This is a genomic window from Prosthecobacter vanneervenii (assembly GCF_014203095.1).
Taxonomy (GTDB): domain Bacteria; phylum Verrucomicrobiota; class Verrucomicrobiia; order Verrucomicrobiales; family Verrucomicrobiaceae; genus Prosthecobacter; species Prosthecobacter vanneervenii.
On record NZ_JACHIG010000009.1, the window covers coordinates 109,677 to 133,312 of the forward strand.

At 59.0% G+C, this 23,636-nt stretch carries 18 protein-coding genes; 5 read left to right on the forward strand and 13 right to left on the reverse strand.

Going from position 1 to position 23,636, the window contains the following annotated elements; genetic code table 11:
• Positions 1-30 precede the first annotated feature (30 nt).
• The 7 genes from HNQ65_RS19175 to HNQ65_RS19205 all read right to left on the reverse strand — a co-directional run bounded on the left by HNQ65_RS19175 (position 31) and on the right by HNQ65_RS19205 (position 4,665).
• Positions 31-648 carry an N-acetylmuramoyl-L-alanine amidase gene (locus HNQ65_RS19175; protein ID WP_221306219.1) on the reverse strand — a complete coding sequence of 206 codons (618 nt, stop codon included), beginning with the start codon at positions 646-648 and terminating at the stop codon, positions 31-33.
• A 6-nt stretch (positions 649-654) separates the two neighbouring features.
• Positions 655-1,140, reverse strand: coding sequence for a LysM peptidoglycan-binding domain-containing protein (locus tag HNQ65_RS19180; protein ID WP_221306220.1), 486 nt, complete (start codon positions 1,138-1,140; stop codon positions 655-657).
• A 40-nt stretch (positions 1,141-1,180) separates the two neighbouring features.
• Complete coding sequence (locus tag HNQ65_RS19185) at positions 1,181-1,588, reverse strand: hypothetical protein (RefSeq protein WP_184341988.1); 408 nt, start codon at positions 1,586-1,588, stop codon at positions 1,181-1,183.
• A 109-nt stretch (positions 1,589-1,697) separates the two neighbouring features.
• Positions 1,698-2,132, reverse strand: coding sequence for a type II secretion system protein (locus HNQ65_RS19190; protein WP_184341991.1), 435 nt, complete (start codon positions 2,130-2,132; stop codon positions 1,698-1,700).
• A 147-nt stretch (positions 2,133-2,279) separates the two neighbouring features.
• Positions 2,280-3,017 (reverse strand): TlyA family RNA methyltransferase, encoded by a 738-nt coding sequence (locus HNQ65_RS19195; protein ID WP_184341993.1) that lies wholly within the window; start codon positions 3,015-3,017, stop codon positions 2,280-2,282.
• 11 nt (positions 3,018-3,028) lie between these two features.
• Complete coding sequence (locus tag HNQ65_RS19200) at positions 3,029-3,601, reverse strand: hypothetical protein (RefSeq protein ID WP_184341996.1); 573 nt, start codon at positions 3,599-3,601, stop codon at positions 3,029-3,031.
• Between the two features lie 47 nt (positions 3,602-3,648).
• Positions 3,649-4,665: a hypothetical protein gene (locus tag HNQ65_RS19205; RefSeq protein ID WP_184341998.1), complete on the reverse strand. Its 1,017-nt coding sequence runs from the start codon at positions 4,663-4,665 to the stop codon at positions 3,649-3,651.
• Between the two features lie 193 nt (positions 4,666-4,858).
• Here HNQ65_RS19205 and HNQ65_RS19210 point away from each other — a divergent pair, with 193 nt between their 5' ends.
• The 3 genes from HNQ65_RS19210 (at position 4,859) to HNQ65_RS19220 (ending at position 7,230) form a co-directional block, all read left to right on the forward strand.
• Entirely contained in the window at positions 4,859-5,113 is a 255-nt protein-coding gene (locus HNQ65_RS19210) for a hypothetical protein (RefSeq protein ID WP_184342000.1), read from the forward strand.
• 87 nt (positions 5,114-5,200) lie between these two features.
• Positions 5,201-6,463 (forward strand): MFS transporter, encoded by a 1,263-nt coding sequence (locus HNQ65_RS19215; RefSeq protein WP_184342002.1) that lies wholly within the window; start codon positions 5,201-5,203, stop codon positions 6,461-6,463.
• Positions 6,460-7,230 (forward strand): carbon-nitrogen family hydrolase, encoded by a 771-nt coding sequence (locus tag HNQ65_RS19220; protein WP_184342004.1) that lies wholly within the window; start codon positions 6,460-6,462, stop codon positions 7,228-7,230. Before HNQ65_RS19215 ends, HNQ65_RS19220 begins: the two co-directional genes overlap by 4 nt.
• Here the strand turns inward: HNQ65_RS19220 and gmk are convergent, their stop codons facing one another.
• Positions 7,231-7,833, reverse strand: a complete 603-nt coding sequence (gmk, locus tag HNQ65_RS19225) for a guanylate kinase (protein ID WP_184342006.1) — start codon at positions 7,831-7,833, stop codon at positions 7,231-7,233.
• A gap of 90 nt (positions 7,834-7,923) precedes the next feature.
• Between gmk and HNQ65_RS19230 the strand changes: the two genes are divergently transcribed.
• A complete protein-coding gene (locus HNQ65_RS19230) occupies positions 7,924-9,273 on the forward strand; it encodes a Gfo/Idh/MocA family protein (protein WP_184342008.1) in 1,350 nt (449 codons plus the stop codon).
• A 51-nt stretch (positions 9,274-9,324) separates the two neighbouring features.
• Here the strand turns inward: HNQ65_RS19230 and HNQ65_RS19235 are convergent, their stop codons facing one another.
• A complete protein-coding gene (locus HNQ65_RS19235) occupies positions 9,325-10,596 on the reverse strand; it encodes an efflux RND transporter periplasmic adaptor subunit (RefSeq protein ID WP_184342010.1) in 1,272 nt (423 codons plus the stop codon).
• A gap of 139 nt (positions 10,597-10,735) precedes the next feature.
• Between HNQ65_RS19235 and HNQ65_RS19240 the strand changes: the two genes are divergently transcribed.
• On the forward strand, positions 10,736-11,539 hold the full coding sequence (locus HNQ65_RS19240) for an alpha/beta fold hydrolase (RefSeq protein WP_184342012.1): 804 nt from the start codon (positions 10,736-10,738) through the stop codon (positions 11,537-11,539).
• Between the two features lie 69 nt (positions 11,540-11,608).
• On the opposite strand, the gene HNQ65_RS19245 is transcribed toward HNQ65_RS19240, so the two are convergent.
• From HNQ65_RS19245 to HNQ65_RS19260, 4 genes are all read right to left on the reverse strand, one after another.
• A complete protein-coding gene (locus HNQ65_RS19245; protein WP_184342014.1) occupies positions 11,609-15,082 on the reverse strand; it encodes a PAS domain S-box protein in 3,474 nt (1,157 codons plus the stop codon).
• Between the two features lie 60 nt (positions 15,083-15,142).
• Positions 15,143-16,009: an alpha/beta hydrolase gene (locus HNQ65_RS19250; protein ID WP_184342016.1), complete on the reverse strand. Its 867-nt coding sequence runs from the start codon at positions 16,007-16,009 to the stop codon at positions 15,143-15,145.
• A 22-nt stretch (positions 16,010-16,031) separates the two neighbouring features.
• Entirely contained in the window at positions 16,032-17,315 is a 1,284-nt protein-coding gene (locus HNQ65_RS19255; protein ID WP_184342018.1) for a hypothetical protein, read from the reverse strand.
• Between the two features lie 257 nt (positions 17,316-17,572).
• Positions 17,573-23,527: an alpha-2-macroglobulin family protein gene (locus HNQ65_RS19260; protein ID WP_184342020.1), complete on the reverse strand. Its 5,955-nt coding sequence runs from the start codon at positions 23,525-23,527 to the stop codon at positions 17,573-17,575.
• Between the last annotated feature and the right edge of the window lie 109 nt (positions 23,528-23,636).

Genomic DNA, 23,636 nt, shown 5'->3' on the forward strand with positions numbered 1-23,636 from the left:
TTTCAAAAGAATTGAAAGCTGCACTGCCAGTCACCTGGAGCGGACAGCCAGCAGCCCTTTGACAATAGCGTCCGCAAGCTTCTGCCGGTGAGCCGGATCTGCGCAGCGTAGGGCCTCCTTTTTATTGCTGATATAGCCGCACTCCACCAGCACGGCTGGCATCTTCGTTTCCCGCAGGACCTTGAAATCGCCGTAGAGGACTCCCCGCGAGCCTACAGCCACCCGCGCCTTGAAAGACCGGCTGATGGCCGAAGCGATCACCTTGCCAAGAGCGCTTCGATAATACACCTCCGTTCCCGAGATACCAGACCTGCGGGAACTGTTGAAGTGAATGCTGACAAAAATAGACGCAGGCACCCGATTGGCCATACGCGCTCGCTGCTCCAGTTCCACAAAGGAGTCTGAGCGCCGGGTCATCGTGGTTTTTAGGCCGCTCGATTTCAGCCCACTTTCCACTCGCCTGGCCACATCCAGACAGAGCTTTTTCTCGATCAGATGATTCTTCACCGAGCCACCGTCCTTCCCCCCGTGCCCGGCATCAATCACCACCGTGGAAAAACGAACAGAGGCCGCCTGCAAGCAGCCCGCCGCAGCCCACACGATCAACGCTAGGCACCATGCCGCGATACCTGAGAGACCTGGCCTCACAGGATGCTAGGGGATTTTGAGCGTTTTGCCGGCACGTATCCTGTCAGAGGACAAGCCGTTGGCGGCCTTGAGCTTGGCCACTGTCGTGCCATGCTTGCGAGCGATAGCGCCCAGGTTGTCCCCGCTTTTGATGGTATAGGCGCCGCCTTTGTGAGCACTACCTTTGCTGGAGCTTTTGCCGCTGGATTTGGACGTTTTCTTCTTGGAGGAATTTCGAGACGAGCTCCCGTGAGAGGAACGCCAGGAGGAGTAGTCCATGCCTGGAGACTGGCCGCCCTCGGCCGCCCAGTCGCTTTTGTAGTCGCCGTTGTCAGCAAAGGGATAGTCCGCATGGGACATGCTATGCGCCGGCGTGCTGGGGGAACCGTGCAGATTGATGACCGGCAGATCCTTGGGCAGCCCCTTGATGTGAGAGGAATTTTCACACGCAGCCAGCAGCAGCAGCTGAGCCACCAGGGTGGTTCTGATGAAAAATGACGTGCTATGATTCATGCATGAGAGGTGCGGCATTCTCGCCTGTTTCAGTCATGAATCAATTCACCGGATGAAAATGACTGATGGTCTCTTTCACCCTCTGGATGCCGTTTTTGTCCATCGCCATGACGACACTCCTCTCATGGTAATACTTGACCCCGCTGGCGGGCAGGCTGTAGCGCCATTTGGTGACTTCTGCCCCAGGGCTGTTTCCTTCCATGGGCACTCTCAGGAGATTAAAGACAGCCCTGCCATCCATGCCCGGCCGCACCATCTTAAAATTCCGCTCGGAAAATCCCATGGCATAACGCGTGCCCGTGGAGCCATAATGCATCACTGAGTTCAGGGACTCGGAGATCGGGTAGCCGTAATTGACAGTGCTGTACGCCATCATCAGCGCCGGAACGACGACAATGACCGCCGGGGTGAAAAAGTACCAGTTCTTTTTGAAGAATGCAGAATTCATGAAGGGCGCATGCTGGTAGCAAGCCGGGGTGCAGGCAAGGCAAATCACGCTGCCTATCGTGCGCCAGCCTGCATCAGTTCCGAGCCCTCCCTCCCGCACAAAAAGTCGGTTACAACTGCTGGTTGCCGCTGCCGCCGCCACCACTGCCCGCGTCAGTAGGCGAATACATCAACTGACCATCCTTGACACGAAGGTATTTGGAGGCCCCCACCATGTCTTCTTCGCTCAATCCGGGCACCACAAAAACTCGGCCACGCATGGCGCCATTTACGGACATGCCGCCACGCACAATCGAGCGCACGGTATCAATCACGCTTTCATCCTGCACAAAGTTCACACCCGCCGCTTGGGCAACCGCACAAGTGGAGCAAAGTTCCTGCGCATTACGACGATCACGGGCGGCATACACCGCATCATTTTGATTCAGCATTGGCACCACAATGCCGACCATCACACCTATGATGGCCACAACCATGAGGACTTCAGACAGGCTGAACGCAGAGCGCGTTCTGCGGAGCGAGGAAGTTTGTGAGGCAAATTTCATAATTGTTTCTGCGAATAATAATAAATTATGATAATTATTGCCGGAAAGCAACCAGAAATTATCGAAATCACGCGAAATATGCGTATTAGAGTCTCAAATGTGAGAAAGGCGCAAGACCTTACACTCCACTGAATTCCATCTCACAAATCACTGTAGCTTGCCGATCCAAGCCAGAAACTCTCGGTTGCCGTCGGTCCCTTGAATGGTCGACTCAGTCATTCCCCGCCACTCAAGATGCGGCTGGGACCGCACAAAATCCTCGATCCGCGCACAGGCTTTGGCGTGGAGTTCCGGCTCTCGCACAATGCCTCCCGCACCAATTTCCTCCCGGCTCAGCTCAAACTGCGGCTTGATCAGCACCACAGCATGCCCACCAGGACGCAGCACTTGAAGAACTGCAGGAAGCACCAGCGTGAGGGAGATGAAGGACAAGTCTGCGACCAAAATGTCCACGTCCTGCCCCACATCCTCGGGTCGCATGTGCCGGAGGTTGAACTGCTCCCGTGAGACCACCCTGGGATCACTGCGCAGCTTCCACGCGAGCTGGTTGGTGCCGACATCATAGGCGAACACCTTCACCGCACCACGCTGCAGAAGGCAGTCTGTGAAACCTCCTGTGGAGGCACCCACATCGAGGGAGGTCATGCCGGCGACATCAATGCCAAAGTGCTGCAACGCGCCCTCCAGTTTCAACCCGCCTCGGCTGACAAACTTGGGGCGTTCCCGCACGACGATCTGTTCATGATCCTTAACCAGCCATCCCGGCTGCGTGATACGCTTTCCCATGACACTGACCTCTCCGGCCATGATGAGGCGCTTCGCCTGTTCGCGAGATGGCACGATGCCCAGTTTGAGCAGGGCCAGATCGAGTCGTTCACGTGGCATCTGAGGGATCGTTACTTGCGGACTGGCAGAATCAGCTCGTCTCCGGCTTCAATCCGCACCCCGGGGATGACAATGGTGTTGTCAATATCCACCACGGCCTCCGCAGCCTCGATCGTCTCACCCACGCTGACGCGACCAACGAGACCGTTGCCCCGGCGCACATCAAATTTCATTCCCGGAGTGAGTTGCTTGTCCTTGCCGACATTGATCACGGCAAAGCCCTGGTCGGTGTGAGATTCCACCACTTTGGCAAAGGCTGGCATTCCGAGAATCTGCTTTTGCAGATCTGTCAGCGGCGCTGCGGCAGGAGGAGGGGACGGAAGAGGAGCTGGAGTGCCCGGCATCAGGCTGCTGCCTGCGAGCGGTGGCACAGTAGAAGGAGGAGGCGCGACAGGTGGCGGCGGCAGTTCAGCTACAGTCACTGGTTTTGCTGGCATGGCAGCTTCGTGGGCAGCCTGCTGCTTGCGCACCAGTTCCAGCTCCTTGCGCGCTCCCTTGGCTTCTTCCTGGGCCTCCCAGGCCAGATAGCCGGTGATGGCGAGAAGAATTATGGTAAGAGCTAGAGCATAGTGTGAAAGACGCATGCCGCATGCTAGACGCAAGCTCCCAAAGGATCAACCCCGCGTCGTCTTCAGCGCAGCAGGCCTAGCAGTTCGCGCATGCGCAGCTCGATATTGAGCAGACTGGCCTGCACACCTGCCAGCCATTCCATGTCCGCACCTTGCGGATGCTGCTGCACCAGTTTGTCCGTGGCATTGAGAGCTGCGGCAAAAAGGGGAAGACTTTGCTCCAGATCAACCACAAGAAACTGCCACTGGTCTTTTTCCACTTCGGCAAACTGACACAGCACATGGATCAAATGCGCCGCCAGATCAGCCACAGTGGAGAGCAGCCGCAGCACCGCAGGTCTGGTTCGCACCTCCTCATTAAAGACCAGCAGGCTCTGAAAGCGCCGCAGCTCCTTGGCCAGAGCCGCAGAACGTGTGACGGGGTCCATGCTTTTGCTCTGAGGCTTGGCCGGTAGGTTGTGCGGCGGCTGGATGGCAGAATCATTTTTGACAGCGCCGAAGGGATCTGAGCCGGGCTTGGTGGGCTGGAAAGGATCATCAAAACCAGGGCTGTGGAGCGCGTCTGCTGGTTTGGCGTTGCGGCCGGAGCCGAGGAGAAAATGCTTCCGCCGGGCACGATTTTGGCGCAGCAGAGAGGCTTCCTCCTCCTTGGTAAGCTGCCAGCGGGGCGGGGAGACTCGCAGTTGCAGGTGCCAGGACTGGATGAGGATGCGCTGATGCTCGTGATTGAACCACTCAAAGAAGAGCAGATTTTTCAGCCCGGGAGGATCTGGCAGCGAGGGCCCTGAGCCAGACTGTGATTTACGTCGTGGCAGCTTGGCCACACGGTAGGAGGCGGTCATCAGCCCGCTGTAGCCATGCTGCAGGGTGGAGATGGAGCCAACCAGGCTCTCATTGGCATCTGGCAGTGGATTATGGAAATCCACACGGCAACCCGCGATGTCCCGCAAAAAATTGCCCACAAGTTCGACACGAATGGACTGATTTTGCCCTGCAAGATGCAACACACCTGTCACCAAGCCGGGTACTTCATTGGAGAGGTACCCACCCAGGACGGAGGATTCGAGGCAAATAATCATTAATACTCATACAAACTAGAGCCCACTATGAGGAGCCGCAAGCGGACATGATTTGATGAAATCAAAAAATCCCCCCTCCAAGAAGCGGCCTCCACATATTGTGGAACTGTGGCAAGATTGCTGCTTGTTCCACATGGTGAGTGATGTTACGGCCCCTCCCCCCCCAAAACCTAAAACCAATACAAAGCACACCATGAAAGACCTTGTCTATCTCAGCCGCTCCTTCGTCGAATTTGGCCCCTTCTCCAAGAAGGAAATCCTTGATTTCCAAAAGCGTGGAATCCTGGCCGAGTCCGACTACCTCCGCGATGAAGGCAGCGACAGCTGGGTGCACTATCAGGAGTGGCTGACCGTCGTCCCGATGCCCGCGCCGAAGCTGGTGAAAAAGCCGGCCGTCAAAGAGCCCGCAGCCAAGGCACCGGCCAAGAAGGCCAAGAAGGCCGCCTGATCACCGCCCTAAGGCGGCTTGCGCTTTTTGTTCTTTTCTTCCCCGCGATGCGCGGCCAGCCTCCGTGCTGGACGCGCATCTTTGTTCATGCGAATAGGCCGCGTGAATGAAGCGGACGCCATCACCACCAGCCGGACCCTGCGCAACGAACTGTGGCGCTCCATCCCCTCTGGCGTCATCGATACCCTGACCGCCACCTTCGGCATGCTGATCGCCGTGCGGGTGTTTCACATGGGAGATGTGGGCAAGTCCGTCTTTCTCAGTGCCACGAGCGGCGGCATGGTGGCCAGCTTGTTTGTCGTCCCCCTGCTGCTGCGCGCCAGGAGCACCATCGCGCACACGGCGGCCAAGGTTCAGATCCTCGGCGGAGCTTGCATGGCGGTTTCAGCAGCCTTTCCGCAGAATGCCTTTCTCTACATTGGCGGCCTCAGCCTGGGCCTTTTCTGCTTCACGATGCAAATCCCGCTGCTGACGCAGATCTACCGCATCAACTACCCGGCTGCCAGACGAGGCAAACTCTACGCGGTCACCGGAGTCACGCGTGCGGCTGCGGCCATGTGCTTTGGCTTTGTCGGAGGCAAGCTGCTGGGATGGCACCTCGGAAACTACACCTGGCTTCTCTGGGCTTTTGCGGCCAGTGGCTTCATCTCCGGTTTCTGGACCTATGGCCTGCCCGTCACCCAGTGGGAGGCCCCGGAAAACTCCAGCACCAGCCTGTGGAGCTCCATGCGCTGGGTGCGGGAGGATGAAGATTTCCGCACTCTGCTTATCTCATGGATGATCATGGGCATCGGAAACCTCGCCGCGGCCTGCCTTTTCGTCGAGTATCTGGCGAACCCGAGCCATGGCATCAATCTGAGCGAGTTTGACGTCGCGTGGATCACAGGTGTGGTGCCGGTGCTGGCGCGTGTCATTTTCTCCTACCCCTGGGGGCTGGTGTATGACCACTTTCACCTCTTCACCGTGCGTGCCGTGCTGAATGTCTTCTTTGCCGCCGGCATCCTGTGTTTTTACCTGGGACACAACCTCTTCTGGTGGACTCTGGGCATGGGACTGTGGGGCATGGCCAATGCGGGAGGCAATGTCACCTGGGCGCTGTGGGTTACCAAGCTGGCCTCGAAGCACGCCGTGGCAGAGTACATGAGCGTGCACACCTTTCTCACTGGCGTGCGCGGCCTCATTGCCCCTTCCCTGGCTTTTGGGATGATCAAGTTTATGTCCTTCGACATGTTTGCGATTATCTGCGGCCTGTCGATTCTCTCTGCCAGCGGCTTCATTGGGGTGCGCGCCCGCACCAGCTCCGAATCCGCCGAGCGCCTCCGCCCCGGAGCACGCCAGGAACGCCTATGAAAACTTTCCTCGTCCAACTCGATCCCGTCTGGGAAAACCGCCCTGCTAATCATGACAAGGCACGCAGGCTGATTGCCAGCGCCAATCCAGAGCCAGGATCTTTAATCATCCTGCCAGAGACCTTTTCCACCGGCTTCAGCATGAACGTGGCGGTGACGGCTGAACCCGAAAACGGTCCCACTGAGCATTTGCTGCGAGAGTTGGCAGAGCAATACCAATGCTGTGTGATCGGCGGCGTCGTGACCCAGGCCGGCAATGGGCGTGGCATGAACCAGGCCGTGGCCATCTCCCCGGACGGAAGCATCCTGGCCCGCTACACCAAGAATTATCCCTTCACCTTTGGCGGTGAAGCTGAGGTCCACGAGGCAGGCATAGGCGGCAGCCTCTTTGAATGGCAGGGGCTAAGCATCGCTCCGATGATTTGCTATGACCTGCGCTTTCCGGAACTCGCACGCAAGGCCGTGCGTAGTGGGGCAGAGGTGCTGATCTACATCGCTGCCTGGCCTGTGAAACGCATCCAGCACTGGATCACGCTGCTGCAGGCACGGGCGATCGAAAATCAAGCCTATGTCATCGGTGTGAACCGCTGCGGCACTGATCCCCAGTTCACCTACACAGGTCGCAGCCTTGTCGTGGACCCGCACGGCATCATCATTGCCGATGCCGCTGAGCAAGAGCGCGTCATCTGCGCAGAGCTCGATACCGCCATCGTGCGCGACTGGCGGGCACAATTTCCAGCGCTCAAGGATGCGGACATTTTGCGCTGATCACCAGAGGCTGGTGCGCATGCGCCCGGCTTCCAGGATGGCATCAAACCGCCGCGCATCGTCCTCCCGCGTGCCACTGACGAGCACGTAGCCGTATTTCCGCCAGTGCTCCATCTCCGCCGCCGCATTCTGCATACGCAGTTCAAAAGCGGCGGCATCCTCCGTGGCACGGCCGGAGAGGCGGTTTCTAAGCTCGTCCAAACTCGGCGGCATGACAAAGATCTCCAGCAGGCAGCGCTTCACCAGATCGTCCTCGCAGGCGCGCACTTGCATGGCCCCCTGGACGTCGATGTCCATGATGACGTCCACTCCGCGCTGGAGGTTTTCATACACGTAGCTTTTCAGCGTGCCGTAGAGGCGGCCATGAACACGGGCATATTCAAAGAGCTCGCCACGCTCCACGCGCGCAAGGAAGTCCTCCTCGGTCAGGAAAAAGTAGTCTTTGCCGTCCACCTCACCCGGACGAGGGGCTCGTGTGGTGCAGGAGACAGAAAAAACGGCCTCGCCGCGGTCACACACCTTGCGCGCCAGCGTGGTCTTGCCGGTGCCGGAAGGGCCGGAAACGACGATAAGCTGGCCCAGGCGCTGTTTTGAAAAATCCATGCTGCCGAATACCCACGCCGACGGCAAGTGCAAGAGACTTGGCAAACGGACAGTACTGTTCCACCCTAGAGCCCCACCTTCCTATCAACCATGCAAACTGCAGCTTCTCGTCGTCAGTTCTTCAAGGTCGCCGCCGCCTCGGCAGCAGCCCCCTTCATCCTCCCCTCTCACGTTTGGAGCGCAGAAACCGCTCCCAGCGAACGCCTCACGCTGGGCTTTATCGGCATGGGCAAAATGAACAGCGGCCACCTCGGCAACTTCCTGGGCCGCAAGGAGGTCCAGATCGTGGCCGTCTGCGATGTGGACACCAACCGTCGCGAACATGCCAAAAAAACGGTCGAAGAACGCTATGCCAAGGACAAGGCCGCCAATTATAAAGGCTGCGAGGCGTATGGCGACTTCCGCAAGCTGCTGGAGCGCAAGGACATCGACGCGGTGGTGATCGCCACACCGGACCACTGGCATGCCTTCATCGCGATTGCGGCGTTAAAAGCAGGAAAAGACGTGTACTGCGAAAAGCCGCTCACCCACAACATCCACGAGGCGCTTACCCTGATCGATGCCGTGCGCAGCAACAAACGCATCCTTCAGACCGGCTCCCAGCAGCGCTCCAGCAAGGAATTCCGTGTGGCAGCAGAACTCATTCGCAACGGTATCATCGGCAAGATCGACCGTGTTGAAACCGCATTCGGCGCCCCTGCCAAGCCCAATGCCAATCCTGAGGAGCCCATGGAGCCCGGCCTCGACTGGGACATGTGGTGCGGCCCGGCCCCACTGGTGCCCTACAGCAGCATTCTCAGCCCGCGTGGCGTGCACAACCACTTCCCTGCCTGGCGCATGACCCGCGAGTTTGGCGGCGGCATGATCACCGACTGGGGTGCCCACCACATCGACATCGCCCAATGGGGCCTGGGGGAAGATGAGCACGGTCCGGTCGAAATCATCGCACCGGAAAAATTCGCAGACGCCAACGACGGCGCCAAGCTCATCTACGCCAGCGGCATTCCGCTTCTGCACAATGGCAAGGGCCGCGGCGTCTCCTTCTACGGCGCCAACGGCGAAGTGCATGTGAACCGTGGCAAGTTCGAACTCGTACTCGGTGGCAAAACCATCCACAAGTTCTGGGACAAGGAAACCGACAAAGGCACTTCCTTGGACCGCGAAGTCATCATGACCGAGCGCGAATACCTGGCTGATGCCAAGGTGAAGCTCTACAACTCCAAGAACCACCACGAAGACTGGCTCAACTCCATCAAGACCCGCGAGAAGCCGATCTGCGATGTGGCCATCGGCGCCAGCACGGCCATCTCCTGCCATCTGATGAGCCAGGCCTACTACCACGGCGGCTCCATGAAGTGGGATCCAGTGAAGCACGAATACACCAGCGGTGGCGACGCCAAGTGGCTGACCCGCGACTACCGCGCTGGCTGGGTGGTCTAGTCTGTGACCGGAATCTGTCTCCAGGGGCGGCCTCGAAAGAGGCCGCCTTTTTTATTTAGACTCCTCACGCTTCACCACGCTGGTGCCATCGCGCACGGTGTCTGGTGGATGCATCAGCACTTCATCGCCTTTTTTGAGGCCTCCGAGCACCTGGGTCAGCTTGCCATCCGTGCGTCCGGCCTTGATCACCACCGCTCTGGCTTTGCCAGCGTCATAAACGAATGTCTTCCAGTCACTACCCTCGCGGAAGAGCGCTCCCGCAGGCACCAGCAGTGTGTCATCACTGTGCCAGACGGCGACGCGCACTTCCACACGATAGCGATCTCCCAGGGACTTCAGGGCAGGTGTCTGCTCGGTAAAATCGCTCAAAACGAGCACGCGTTGCTCCTCCACACCTAATGCGGAGACTTTGGTGAAAGCCGCGGGCTCCACGCGACGCACGCGGGCCTTGGCAGGCTCTTCGCCCCCCCATTGATCGACAGTGACAAGCGCACCCGGCTTGATCGTCACCGCATCACGGGAAAGAATCTCAGCCTCAATCTCCAGATCCGTTGGATCGCCGATTTCAAGAATCGGAGTGCCCGGCGTCACCACCGTGGCGCTTTCCTGCTGCACCCGCAGCACCACACCGCTGACAGGTGCCCGGACATCGATCACTGCGCCTCCGGCTCCAGGTTTGTCGATCTGCTCCAGTGCTGCCTTGGCCTGAGCCAGTTCGAAATCGGCCACCTGCATGGCAAACTCCGTGGAGCGGACCTCCCGCGTCTTCATCTCAGCCTCGCGCTGAAAGGTATCGCGGTCGGTGTCGCTGATGGTGCCTTTGTCGGTGTTGTTTTTGACGCGGTCCCAGTTGGCCTGGGCGTATTTCAGCGCGGTACGGGACATCTCCACATCTTCATTGGCACGGCTGCGTGTGGCCATGGCGGCGTCCACACGTGCCTGGGCCTGGGTGCGGGCGCGGGCATCCAATAGCGGAGAAAGAGCCGGCTCGATACGTGTGAGCACCGTCTCGCCTGCTTTAACGACATCCCCCGGCTTCAGCGTCACCCGCTGCATGCTGCCAGCCACCGGCGCGGCGATGACGTGGCGGTTGCGGATGCGGGTCTTGCCCTCTTCGGACACATAAACCGTCAGCGGCCCCTGGTGCACGACACCCGTCTCCACCTCCACTGGTCTCGGCTGCAGGGCATAAACGATCACGAGGACGAGCGCTGCCAGAGCAGACCAGAACAACAGCTTGCGAAACAAGCCGCGCCTCGTGACTGGCGCTTTGGCTTCCCAGGGAGGAACGGTTGATGATGGAGAAACGGGGGCTTCAGGCATGGCGTGACTCCATTATGCGCCAAGTTCGTGCGGCGACAGGTGATTTTTGCTTGTTGCTTTCAGCGTACTCTGTTCAGAATCTGCCCCGCGCAGCAGAGATCTGCACACAGCGAATCACCCAACCGAGAACACCACTCCTATGCCCCACGTCGAAACCAACGGAATCAAGATGTTTTATCAGGAACGCGGCAGCGGCGAACCGCTCGTCTGCATCATGGGAGTGACCGCTCCCGGTGGTGTGTGGGACGCACACGCGCAGGCATGGGAAAAGCACTTCCGCTGTATTCTGGGAGACAACCGCGGTGTGGGCGAAACCGACAAACCCGCCGGTCCTTACACCACTGCCATGATGGCTGACGACTACGCCGGACTCATGGACAAACTGGGCATCAAGCAGGCCCGCGTGGTGGGCTGCTCCCTGGGCTCTGTGATCGCCCAGCAGCTGGCGCTGCGCCACCCGGAGAAGGTGAAGAGCATGATCCTCATGTGCACCTGGGCGCGGCAGGACCGCTTCGGCCTCTACACCTGGCAGCACCTCATCAAGGCCAAGGCCAGCATGCGTCCGGAGGACTTCATGCAGTGGATCCAGATGCTCATCTTCACCAAGCCCTGGTTCGACAACGACGACTGCTGGAACAACATGCAGCAGGGCCTGAAGGATGCCGCCATCAACCCCGCCCCGCAGCCGGTGCACGCCACCGAGGCACAAAGCGCCGCCGCCATGACGCACAACACGCTCAATGAACTCAAGAACGTCAAATGCCCCACGCTGGTGATCGGCGGCAAGAACGACACCTTCACCCCCCGCTGGATGAGCGAGGAAGTGGCCGCCGCCATCCCGGGAGCAGACCTGCATCTCTATGACAATGCCGGCCATGCCTTCCACTGGGAGTGCCTGGGCGACTTCAATCCACGCACCACAGAATGGCTGCTGAAGCATTGATCTGACCTTGTCACGACGCGCTCTGCGTCCATCGAAACAGGCATGTGGCCGCAAGGCTGCGTGCCTGTTTTATTTTTTGCCCGCGGCGATGTCAAAGCGGCAGGTCACCACCACGCCACGCTTGACCTTGTTTTTAATCGTCAGCCGGGCCCCAATGAGGTTGGCGCGGTAATCCATCACCCGAACCCCGATCCCGTTTTTCTTCCCGGACTTGGGCTTTTTCATGCCTGCACCATCATCCTCAATGCGCAGCTCCGCCTCCTTGGGGCCTACCTGCTGAAGGGAAATTTTCACCTGCGATGGTTTGCCATGCCTCAGCGCATTATTCACTGCCTCCTGGGCGATGCGGAAAAGATGCGTCTCGATGTCATTGGCCTGAGGTGCAATGGCAGGGTCCACATTGCACTCGCAAGGCGTGCGAAAATTAGTCCTCACGGTCTCAGCCAGCAGTCGCAGCGCCCCCACAAGGCCGCGGTATTTGACTCCTGTGGGAGAAAGTCCGTGCGACATGCGGCGCACTTCAGAAACCGACTGGCGCAGCAGTTCATGAATACGTTGGGCCTGCTGCCTGGTATCTCCTGCAAGATCCGACTCCAGCGCCTCCACCAGCGAAACGATGCCGGTCATGGTCTGGCCCACACCATCATGCAGGTCATGGCCCACGCGCGCCTGCTCCTGCTCCACCACGCGCAGCACCTCCTGCTGCAGACGGTTGCGTTCCGTCATGTCCGTGCCGGTGACGACGATACGGTCATAGGTGCCATCAGGCTTGCGTGTGACGGTGCTGCGGATTTCCACATAGCGCCATTCACCGCTTTTTGTCCTCATGCGAGAGTCGGCAGGGGGATTTTCCTCCCCACGCATCAGCCGGGCAAAGCGCTCCTGGGAGCGAGCCGTCTCCGCCTCATCCATAAGCCCGAGCTCCCATGGTGTCTTGCCGATGATCTGCTCTTGCGCGTACCCCATCGTGGCGCTGAATGCGGAGTTTGCATGCACAAACCGCCCTTCGAGGTCAAGCACGGCAATAAAGGCAGATGTATGGCTGACCAGCGCCTGATTGTAGGCCAGCTCCCGCAGATAATTCAGCTCCACCTGCTTTCGCTCAGTGATATCTTCGACGACAGCAATGTGCCTCAAAGGCGGCTCGCCAGGGCGCCACATCGGCGAAACAGTCAGATGAATCCAATGCTGCTCGCCATCAGGGCCCACGTTGCGCTTTTCCAGTTTAAAGCTGGGGATCTTTCCAGCCTTCAAAGCTTCCATTTGTGAGAGATCATCCTGCAAGTCATCTGAGCAGGTGATGTCCATGAAGGTCAGCTTCAGCATTTCCTCGGAGCTGCGACGGTTGATCTCGCACATCCTCTGGTTCACGCTGAGAAAGCGCCCGGTCGGCGTATCAATGACAGCCACTCCTACGGCCGCCTGCTCAAATACAGCGCGGAAACGCTGCTCGCTCTCCTGCAGCGCCTGCTCCACGCGTTTGCGCTCGGTGATGTCCTCCACCACCGCCACATGACGCAGTGGCTCTTCACCGGGCAGCCACATGGGTGAGACGGTAAGATTGACCCACTTCACAGTTCCATCCGGGAGGATGTTGCGCTTCTCGAGGTTGTAATTGCGGATTTTTCCGGCTTTCAGAGCTTCCATTCGCTCCAGCGATCGAGGAAGATCCTCCGCGCAGGTCAACTCTTTGAAGGTCAGCTTCAGCATCTCCGCCCGGGTGCGCAGATTGATCTCACAGATGCGCTGGTTTACGTTCAAGAAGCGGCCGGTGACGGTATCCATCTCTGCCACACCGACAGCAGCCTGCTCAAAGACAGCCCTGAACCGCTGCTCACTCTCACGCAATGCCTGTTCGGCCTGCTTCCGGTCCGAGATGTCCGAAATGGTGCCCGTCATGCGTATGGGCTGGCCTTGCTCATCCCAGTCGGCTTCTCCTCGGGTGAGAAACCAGCGAAAATCACCTTTCTTGGTTCGCAGCCGCAGTTCCACCTGGTAGGGCACCCGCTTGTCAAAATGCTCCTGTCTCGCAGCTTTCACCCGCGGCCAGTCTTCCGGATGCAGACGAGACATGAAGGCCTCCTGATCGGTCCCTAGAGGCTCATCATCATCAAAGCCCAGCATCTGCTTCCAGCGTGGCGAGAGGTAAGTTCCTCCCGTGATGAGGTTCCAGTCCCACAGGCCGTCAGTAGTGGCGCGCATGGCTCGCGCATAGCGCTCCTCGCTCACCAGGAGTTCCAGCCGGCGTTTCTCCCCCTCGATGGCCAGCGCCGCCAGTCGTGCTGCCGCAGTGATCGTCTGAATTTCTGCCTGGTCTGGATTATGAATCTCCCGCCGATAGCAGGCAAAGGCACCTAGCACCTGCCCTGTTCCACTGACTACAGGCTCCGACCAGCAGGAGCTCAGCCGGGCTTTTTCCGAGAGCCTGTGGTAGGCCTCCAGCCGAGGTTCAGAGCGGATGTCCGCACAGATCACTCGCTTGCCGGTAAAGGTGGCCACCCCACAGATGCCGATGTCAGGCGAGATGGGAGTGCCATCCAGGGCCTTTTTGACATATTCTGGCAGACTGGGAGCAGCGACCATTTCCAGCCGGGTGCCTGTTTTATCTGCCAGCATGATGCTGCAGCGCATGCCCTGATTGCCCGCTTCGACACTGCGCACAATGGCCTCCAGCACGGCTGTGTATGGGGCCCCTTCGACGATCAGCTGCAGATTGTGTGCCTCACGCTCTTCAGCAGCCTTGCGCCGCGAAATGTCCTCCAAGGTCCCCGTCATTCGCAGAGCACGGTTCTCCACATCTCGCACTATGACTTTCCCACGGCCCATCACCCACTTCCACGAACCGTCTTTGCACCGCATGCGAAACTCATGGACAAAATCGTCCGATTTGCATGTCAGGTGGTCATTCACCGCCTTCTCTGTTCCGGCCAGATCGTCCGGATGCACCAGGGGGTGCCAGCCGTTTTCTGAACCGGGTATCCACTCATTGGCCCCAAAGCCAAGCATCATTTTGAACTGGCTGGAACGAAAGATCTTGTTGCTCGCGAGATCCCAGTCCCACACGCCAAACCCAGAACTTTCCAAGGCAAACTTCCACCTTTGCTCGCCTTCCTGCAAACGCTGCTCTGCCTGAACCCGCTCGGTAATGTCACGCCCCACCGACTGCATCTCCTGCAAATGCCCCTGCGCGTCAAAAAAGGCGCGGTTGACGAATTCCATCCACCGCACGCGCTTTTTGCCGTCATAAACCCGGTTCTCAATCACTACCACCGGAGTCTTCGGCGAGAGCATTCGGAGCCGGCCCTCGATCAGAGAAAGATCGTCTGCCACGACTGAAGGCTGCCAGGGCATGCCTATCAGTTCTTCATGCGTCTTGCCAAAAAAGCGGCAGTACACCTCGTTCACATACGTGATGGTGCCATCCGGTCGAAAACGGCAGATCAGCTCCGTCAAATCCTCCACCACCGTGCGGTAGGAATCTGGGGTCAGCAACGCATGCGGGGGCGCAGGCACCGCAGTGGTTGAAGTCTTGCGTGTCTTCATTTCAGCACAGCGTCACCATACCCTAGTGTGGTGCACAAGCCACCTCACAGATGAGGGGGGTCAGGGAATGTAGCCCATGGATTTCATCCATTCGGCCACACGGTCTGGCCAGTCATTCACAGGGCCGCCGCTCTTGCGCATGCCAAAGCCATGGCCGCCTTTGGCGTAAATGTGCAGTTCGCAGGGGATGTTAAGCTTCTTGTACTCAATGTAGAGCAGGGCGCTGGCGCTGGCGGGCCAGGGATCGTCATTGGCATGCACAAGGCACATGGGCGGCGATTTGGCCGTGACTTCAAAGCCCGGCAGAAGATGCGAGATGTCATCTTTGCTCACAAGGTAAGCCGGATACACGGGAATGGCGAAATTCGGCGTGGCATCCTCCACATCCAGCGCGGGATCAGTCGTATAGGTCCGCTCATTCGCATGCAGAGACGTCATGACCGTAAGATGCCCGCCGGCAGAAAAACCCAGGATGCCGATGCGGTCCGGCTTCAGCCCCCACTCCTGAGCGCGATGGCGGATGATTCCCATGGCGCGCTGTGCATCCTGCAGCGCCTCGCGGCCAGGATCTTTGGGGTCGCGCTTTGGCACGCGATACTTGAGCAGGATGCCGGTGACACCATGCTTCACCAGGAAATCGCACACCTGAGACCCCTCATGTTCATAAGCCAGGATGCCATAGCCGCCACCAGGGCATACCAGCACCGCAGTGCCATTGGGCTTCTCAGGCTTGAAGACCGTGATCATAGGATCGGTCACATTGGTGATGCGAACCACGTCCTCCGCAGACTTTTTCGGCACCTCCTTTTCAGCCTCGATCTTCACCCCCGGCTTTTCAGGTGCTCCGCCAGGCCAGAGTTTCACAACGACGGGATCCGCAGCAAAAAGCGACGAAGAGACAAGCAGAAGAGCGGGAAGGAGCTTCATGGTGCCGCTATTGGAGCGGAATTCACCGCGCAGCGCAAGGCAGCATCATCGCATCCCGCATGCCGTGGAGAATTTTTTTGTCCGCCGGACAAACGGTGGCCAGCACGCCACCGAGAGCAGGATCATGGTCCTCCTCCGATGTGGCAAAGTAATACGGGCACAACCGCACCCGGCTCTGCATGGCGCGCGTCGCCTGCCTGTCCTCATCCCACGCTGGATGTGAGACCACCCTGGCACGGTGAAACTCCTGAAGCACAAAGGGATTGCTCGGGAAACTGGCCAGCGCCTCATCAATCGCTGCGCCCCACTGCTCATGGGAAAGATCATGGCCGATGAACACACCGCGCGAGCCCCATCCGCGTTCAGAAAACCCACTGATTTTCAGCACTAACTGCCGGAGTTTGCCGCCAAAGGATTTCATCTCATGCCAGCTCTGGATGTCGAGCTTGGGCCACACGGCAAAGGGCGGCAGCGGCACAGGATCAACCACCCAGCCCATGGGAATGCACTGCTGCAGCAGCGCCAGATGTTCGGCACTCAGCACTGATTTCCAGTACCCAGCCAGCGTGGGCGACCAAAACAGCGCCAGCCACAGCTTTTCCTCCAGAAAGGCTTTGATCGGCGGCGTGAAGCTCAGTTCCCCACGCTCCGCCATGCGCAGCATCACATCGGCATTTTCCACATTCTCGAGATCAAACAGCTCAAAGAAACGGTAAATAGCTGCACCATTGAGCTCATAAGGCTGCACCTCCCAGGGCCGCAGCACACGCCGCCCCAGCCTCTCGGCCAGCCAGCTCATCTCAGGGAGGTAGTCGCCGGATTCACGAGAGATGAGGATGTCCTCACTTGGAAAAGCAGCGGCAAAGCCTTCGATCATGCCGGCTCCGCCACCGATGACATCTTGTCCGAGCGCCGCGTACGTTTCATTCAGCCACGCCGTCAGACCAATGCCGCCGGGCAGTGAATCCAGCTCTGAAATCGTCACCCCCGTTTCCGTTAGCACCAGATCCGGCCGCAGCACTCGCGGCAGGTCATCATGCCAGCGCGGATTCCGACCTAGATCGAGAACACGCTGCGGCTTGCCCTGATCCAGCAGCTTCGCCACCCAGGGATATGACTCATGAAAGTACAACCGGTTGCACGCCCGCTGAAACGCCCTCAGCGCAGAGCCCAGAGCACGGATCAGCTCCACGGTCTTCTCATCCAGCGCAAAGGCCTCTGGCGAAAGCACCCATTCCTTCTCCGCAAAAAAGCCCTCCTCCGGAAAGGAGGCACGGATTTGGGAAATGTTAGAGACGTCGGACAATGCTGAGACTACGGTTTGGTTTGCGCGAGGGAAACAATGATGATCGCACAAAACATCATGATGGAAACGCTGATAAGACTGGCTGTCAAAAACCAAAACATCCATGGATCATATTGGCGCTGAAACACAGCGGCTCTTCCCTGCCACCAATGCTCGATCCGGCCGCGCTTGATAGCCCTCACAGCCAAACTTAAGAAGTACAGCGGAATCAGCAGGAGCAGCCAACGCCATGACATGGCCAAAGTGAGCGTCTCATTTTACTTGCCCGCCACCTTCGCATTGCTGGCGGGCAGGGTGCGGATACGCTGGGTTGGGCTGAGGCCGTATTTCTCAGGCTGGTACATGGCTTCGATCCGCGCTGGCGGCGCAATGGTGTCCCCCTCGGCGATGACACGGGCCAGGTATTGCAGGCTGAACTTGCCCTTGGCAGGTGCGTAGTCGGTGAAGAACAGCGCACGGTCAGTGCGGATCTCGCGGTGGTCGCAGAACCACGCCTGCGTCCCATCAGGGAGCTGGTCGCCCTCGCGCTCGCTCTGCGTGCCGAACTCGGGATTGATGGCTTCAAAGACACCGGGCAGACCGTCGTCGATGGCAAGATAACGATCTCCGCCACCAATCTCGATTTTCAGGGTGACGACGACCATGTCTCCGACACGCAGATCCTCGATGCCGGAGGTGGATCCGTCCATGTTGAGCTTTTCATAGCTGCGCTCGATGGCGTAGCCTTTGTTCTCACCGGCAAAGTCACGCTGTGGTGGAAAGCTGCGTGCCTCGATGCGGCCAAAGACCTCCCGCCCAGCAGGCAGCTCAACGCTGAGTGGCTTGGAGCTCAGCGCCTGGTTCAGCGCAAAGTTTACACGGTTGCTGGAGAATCCAGCCGCCAGATTCAAAGGCACGGCCTGGGTGTCCCAATGGCCGGTCGCTGTGAGCGGTTCACCGGATTTTTTCAGGCTGCGCTCATAAGCGGCAAGCGCGGTGAGCGTCCAGGCATTGGTGAAAGTGTTCCCCCATTCACCGCGCCCGTTGCGGGACTGCAGGATGGAAAGCGCCAGATGCTCCGCATCTTCAGTGAGCCCAAGGTGGGTGTAGCAGATGAGGCGCAGTGCTTTGTTGGCACCGTTGCCAGCCCAGTGGCTCCAGACGACCGGACGCGGAGCAGGCGCGGTTGCTTTGGGCTTGGGCTCCGCCTTGGCGGTCTTGGCTTTGCTGTCCGCTTTTGAAGGGGCCGCGTGCTCGACGGGCCTCCAGCCGAGCGTATCCTTGATCTGCTGCTCGGGTGCATTAGTCAGGCACATGGAGAGAGCCAGATAAAGCCGGGCGATTTCGGGTAGGTGCTCTCGTTTGCCAAAAAGCAGGTTCTGATAGGCTGGCTCAGGCTTGCCAGCCTTGGCCAGCGTGTAGAGCGCCAGGGCAGAGTCCGTGATGTTGTAGAGATCCTTTTCCTCATCCAACCCGCGCAGCTTCTTGGAAAGAAACTCGACGAGCTTGTTGATCGTGTCCGCAGGTACATCCGCCCCCATGTCTCGTGCACGCAGGAGCATCATGCCGCCATAGGCGCTGCCCCAGAAACTGGACTCTGTGCCGCCGGGCCAGTAAGCCAGGCCGCCTTCGTCCGTGGTCATTTGCAGCAGCCTGTTCACGCCAGCCTGGATGGCCTGCTTGGCCTTGCCACCGCCGAGCTGGTCCGGGAACAGGGTGTCATATTTGCCCAGCGCCAGCCAGGGCATGGTGGAGGAGGTGGTCTGCTCCACGCAGCCATAAGGATAATGCAGCACGTAGTCGATGGCATCGCGCGCCTCATAGAGACGGCTGTTGCTGATGCCGAGAGTCAGCGACCCCTCGCCTTCGAGCAGGGCGGGATTCACCTCCTTGATGAGATTTTCATTCGGCTGATCCGCCTTCAGCAGCGGGTAGCTGACATAGCGCAGCTCCGGCACCGGATGATTCACCTCAAAGGTCGATTCCATGCCATCGCTGACAGCCGCAGGCCATTCCACACTGCGCACGGTCCATTTCCATTTGGCCGTACCCAGCTGCACAAACTGCACCGGGAAGGCGGTGGCGGCAGTCTGACCGGCTTTGATCTGCAGGGTGATCTTCTGCAGCTTGGCAGTGCCACCAGCCGGAGCTTTAAGAGACGCGGGAATGAAATCGCGCTTTTCCTGGATGAAGCTGGCGGTGTCATCGAGCTCGAGGGAAACCTCCACCGCACCCGCATTGGGCGTGGTGTTGTGCACCACGGCTTTGACGAGGTATTCGTCTCCCAGACGGGCAAACCGCGGCACGGCTGGCTCAATCATGAGCGGCTTGTTGATCTTGAACGCGGACTCCGCATGGCCAAACCGGTCGGCACCATGAGCCGCCACGGCCATGATGCGGTAGCGCGTGAGATTGTCCGGCGCAGTCACACTGGCGGTCAGCCTGCCCTGCCCGTCCGTGGTACCGGAGGCCAGCCACAGCGGAGTCGCCACAAAGTTTTTGCGCACTTCCATGTTCGGTCCGTTGCCATCCCCATCCCCACCACCCACAAGGAAGCCCTTGTTGCCGCGATCACGCTCCGCAGCCTCTTCAGAAAGCAGGCTGCCAAACGAGGTGAAGCTGTCCACAGCGAGCGGAAACTCCGCATGGAAATACGCCGAGGGATCAGGCGTCTCGTGCTTCATGAGGCTGAGCACGCCTTCATCCACGGCATAAAGCGTGACGTCCGCTCCAGGCATCACCACACCTTTGGCATCGGTGATGGTGGTGGTGATTTTCACCTCCTCTGCCGGACGCACTTCGTCGCGGTCGGGCTTCACTGCGATCTTCAGGTCCTTCGCATCTGAATCCACCTTGAGCTCGCAGTAGCCGATGCGGTATTCAGGCATCTTGTGCTGCTTGGTGCTGGCGGCGGATCCACGGATGACGATGACGGAGACGAACACATTCGGGAACTCATCCTCCGCCAGCGGCACCCGGATGATCGGATTGTCGAGCGTGAGCTCGGTGACAAACTGACGGTGCAGCTTGTTGCGCTCCACGGTGACCAGGGCGGTGCCTGCGATGGGCGTTTTGACCACGATGACTGCATCTTCGCCGGGCTTGAGCGTTGTTTTTTCCGGCAGCAGATTCATGCGGTTGCCGTCCTCCATCGCCCAGGGAAATTCCTTGCCACCCACAGCATAGAAGGGCATGCGGGAGAGCACCTTGGCGCCTTTGGCATCCGTCGCTTCCGCCGTCACAAAATACACACCACCAGCCGCAGGGGTGAATGGAATGCCGATGGAAGGAGCCGAGCCGGCCGTCGCAGGCTTCAGATCCACGCTCTGCTTCAGCTCCTCCCGCAGAATGACCTGGTCCTTGGTGGTCGATCCGCCGCCTGCGGTGGCAATTTTAAGCGTGTGGTATTCCTGGCGCTCGACCTTGAATTCCACATGCACAGGCCCTGCGGCAGGTGCGCCCTTGGAGTCTATCGCCACGACCTCAAGCTGCATGGCCTTGCCAGCGGTGCCAAAGTAGTCAGGCCCTTTGAGCCCGAGCAGAAAGTTGGCGCCAGGCACTTCAAACTCAGCGGCGGAGCTGATGGTTTGTTCATTGATGTCGGTGACTTCGGCATTCACCCGCACCCGCTGCGGCAGGGCGGCGCGGTCTGGCGGCGGCTGCGGCATCTCCAGCGTGGCGGCACCGTCTTCACCCAGGAAGATGTTACCGTTCACAAACCACTCGCTCTCTGTCTGGTCATTGCTGTTTCCAGAGTAGTCCCCATCGGCATCGCGATCCTGCGCATAATGCGCCCAGGCAGGTGCCTCGCCAAAGTGATACGCGCTGTAGGCTTCTGGCGGCTGATAGTCGCGCTGGGAGCTGGCGCTCCATTGCACCTTGGCCGCCGAAAGCGCCTTGCCCATGTAGTAGTTCGCGCTCAGCGGAAGATGAATGCGGTCAGGCTGGAATTTGATGCCCTGGGTGTCCAGCTTGACCTCGAAGGTGTTGGGCTTGTAATCGTCGATCCTGAAAGACATGCCGCCGCCGGAATCACTCTGGCTGTTGGGATTGGGCGACTTGAGATTGATCGAAAGATCATACCACCCCGCCGGCCCGGTGGGCAGCACCACATCATCAGCCCAGGCTCCATTTGTGGCGAACTTCACCGGCTTGTCCACGACCACACGATAGCGCGGATCACGAATGACGAGCCGCCCCTCCACCTCAGCAGGATCAAGGCTGAGGTCATCGCCCGAAAGCAGGCGTGTGTGCGCCTTGAAGTGCGCGGTGTCACCGGGCTTGTAAAGCGGACGGTCGGAAAAGACAAAGGTGCGACGCTGAGGCTGCCACACGTTTTCATAAGCCTGCGAGATGTCGTAGGGAATAGAAATGCCGCCGTCTCCACACTCAATGACGGCGCAGTCGCCATTCTTTTCCGCCAGCACAAAGGCAGGCGTGGCCCCCGGAGCAGTGGCAATGCCGCTGGCATCTGTGTCGCCATAGCCGATGAGCTTCAAATCATTGTCCACCAGCGTGAGCCGCACACCGGGCACCGGGCTCCCCGTTTCCAGGGAGGTTACAAAGATCATGGACTCACGCCGATTGCTCTTCTGCATGATCCCAAGGTCGGTAAACTGCACCAGCGTCTGTGTGATGACGCCCTTCCCCTCCACTCCTGCTGCGGCACTGCCTTCGAGTTCGATGAACAAAGGCGCTGCGGGAAAATCTCCCAGCACCTCGCGCCAGTTCAGCTTTAGGATCTCGCTGTGGTCCAGCGGCTTGCTGACTGGAAAGCTGCGGTCATACACCTGGGTGCCCGGATAAGCATCGATGGACTGCGTCTTGTAAGCGGCCTTCTGCTTGTCATTGCCGTAATAAGCGGTGCGATAGCCACGGTACAAATCCAGCGCCTTCAGCAGCTCAGGACCATTGAGGCGCTTGGCGCGTACTCGCACCTGCTTGACGTTGGCGGCGCTGAATTCATAACCCGCATCTCCCTTGGCCAGCTGGGCGCTGATGAAAGTCGGCGCTGCCACATAAGGGGGATTGGGGACGAAGGTAACCTCATCTTTGAAGTTGGCCTGCAGGGGCAGATTATCCCCCGAAGTCATCGCGGCATCGACAGTGACGGAGTACTTCTTGTTTGGCTCAAAGGGGCCGGAGAACCGCAGCGTGCGGCCCAAAATCTCGACCTTCAGCCCTTTGAGCGGACCTTCATCTTTGTTGACAACCGCTGCCAGTTTTTGCCCCAATGAAAGGCGCTGAATGGAGACAAAGGGTGCCAGCTTCTGCGCAAAAGCAGCTCTCATCTCATCAGTGATTTCTTCATCCGACGAAGGCATGAGGCGTTTGTTGAAATCGACATCGATGTAGTAGTCGTCATCGAAAGGCGTGTGCGCGCCAATGCCATTAACCGCAAAGGGCTTGATCTCACCTAGCTGGATGTCATCTCCCGTCGCAATCTGATTGACCCCCGAGGTGTTGCTCAGTGTCTGCGCGATGCTGAGCTGCCATTTGCCCACGGCCAGAGGCGTCTCAGGCTCGACGATGATGGCGCTGAGCCGCGCCGCATCATCCGTGAGCGCTGGCTTCACCTTGGAAATCTGCTCCGCCCAGGTGGCCTGCGGATCACAGCTCATACGAGTAAAGTCCTTGCCCGTGGCATGGCGAATTTTGGCCACCACCGGATGCGGTGAAGATTCAGACACAAACTTGACGTGCTTGACGGCCTCAGCGGGGTTCACGCTGTCGTTGAACTCAAAGAGAAGACGTGGCGTGCGGTTCTGCGAACTGTCATCCAGCCAGCGTGGGTGTTGATCGATGATGCGAAAGCTCGCACTGTTCACGGAGTCGAGCTTTTCCGCAGCGACAGGCTTGCCCGTCAGGTCGGCCAGACCGGAGCGCAGCTTGAATTCATAGCTGCTGGCAAACTTGGGCGCCTGCGTGAGGTGATACTGGCCGCTGCGCGTGCTCGTCCATTCAAAGGTGCCGGTGAGTTCAGGCACAACGACGAGCGGAGAGGTCGCAGCATTTTTACCGATCTGATCTTTCCCCACCATTGGGGTGGGAAACACGACTTCGATCGTGGATTCCGGAGCCAGCTCTTCCGGACTGATGGTGATGTCCGCATGCAGTTCCTGGGCAGGCGGCGGATTGGAGTCAGATTTTCCTTTGGCAGGAGCCGCATGCGAAGCAGCGGCAAAAGCCAGCGCCATGGCTGGCAGCAGCGCGAGGCTGAAAATGGTTTTCATGGCGAACGTCAGGTTCGTCCAGAGAGTAGCACGCCTCCTGCGAGGGCGAGGATATTTTTGGAGACTTTTTGGAAGCCCTCAGGCTCACAAGGATTCAACTAATCACCCT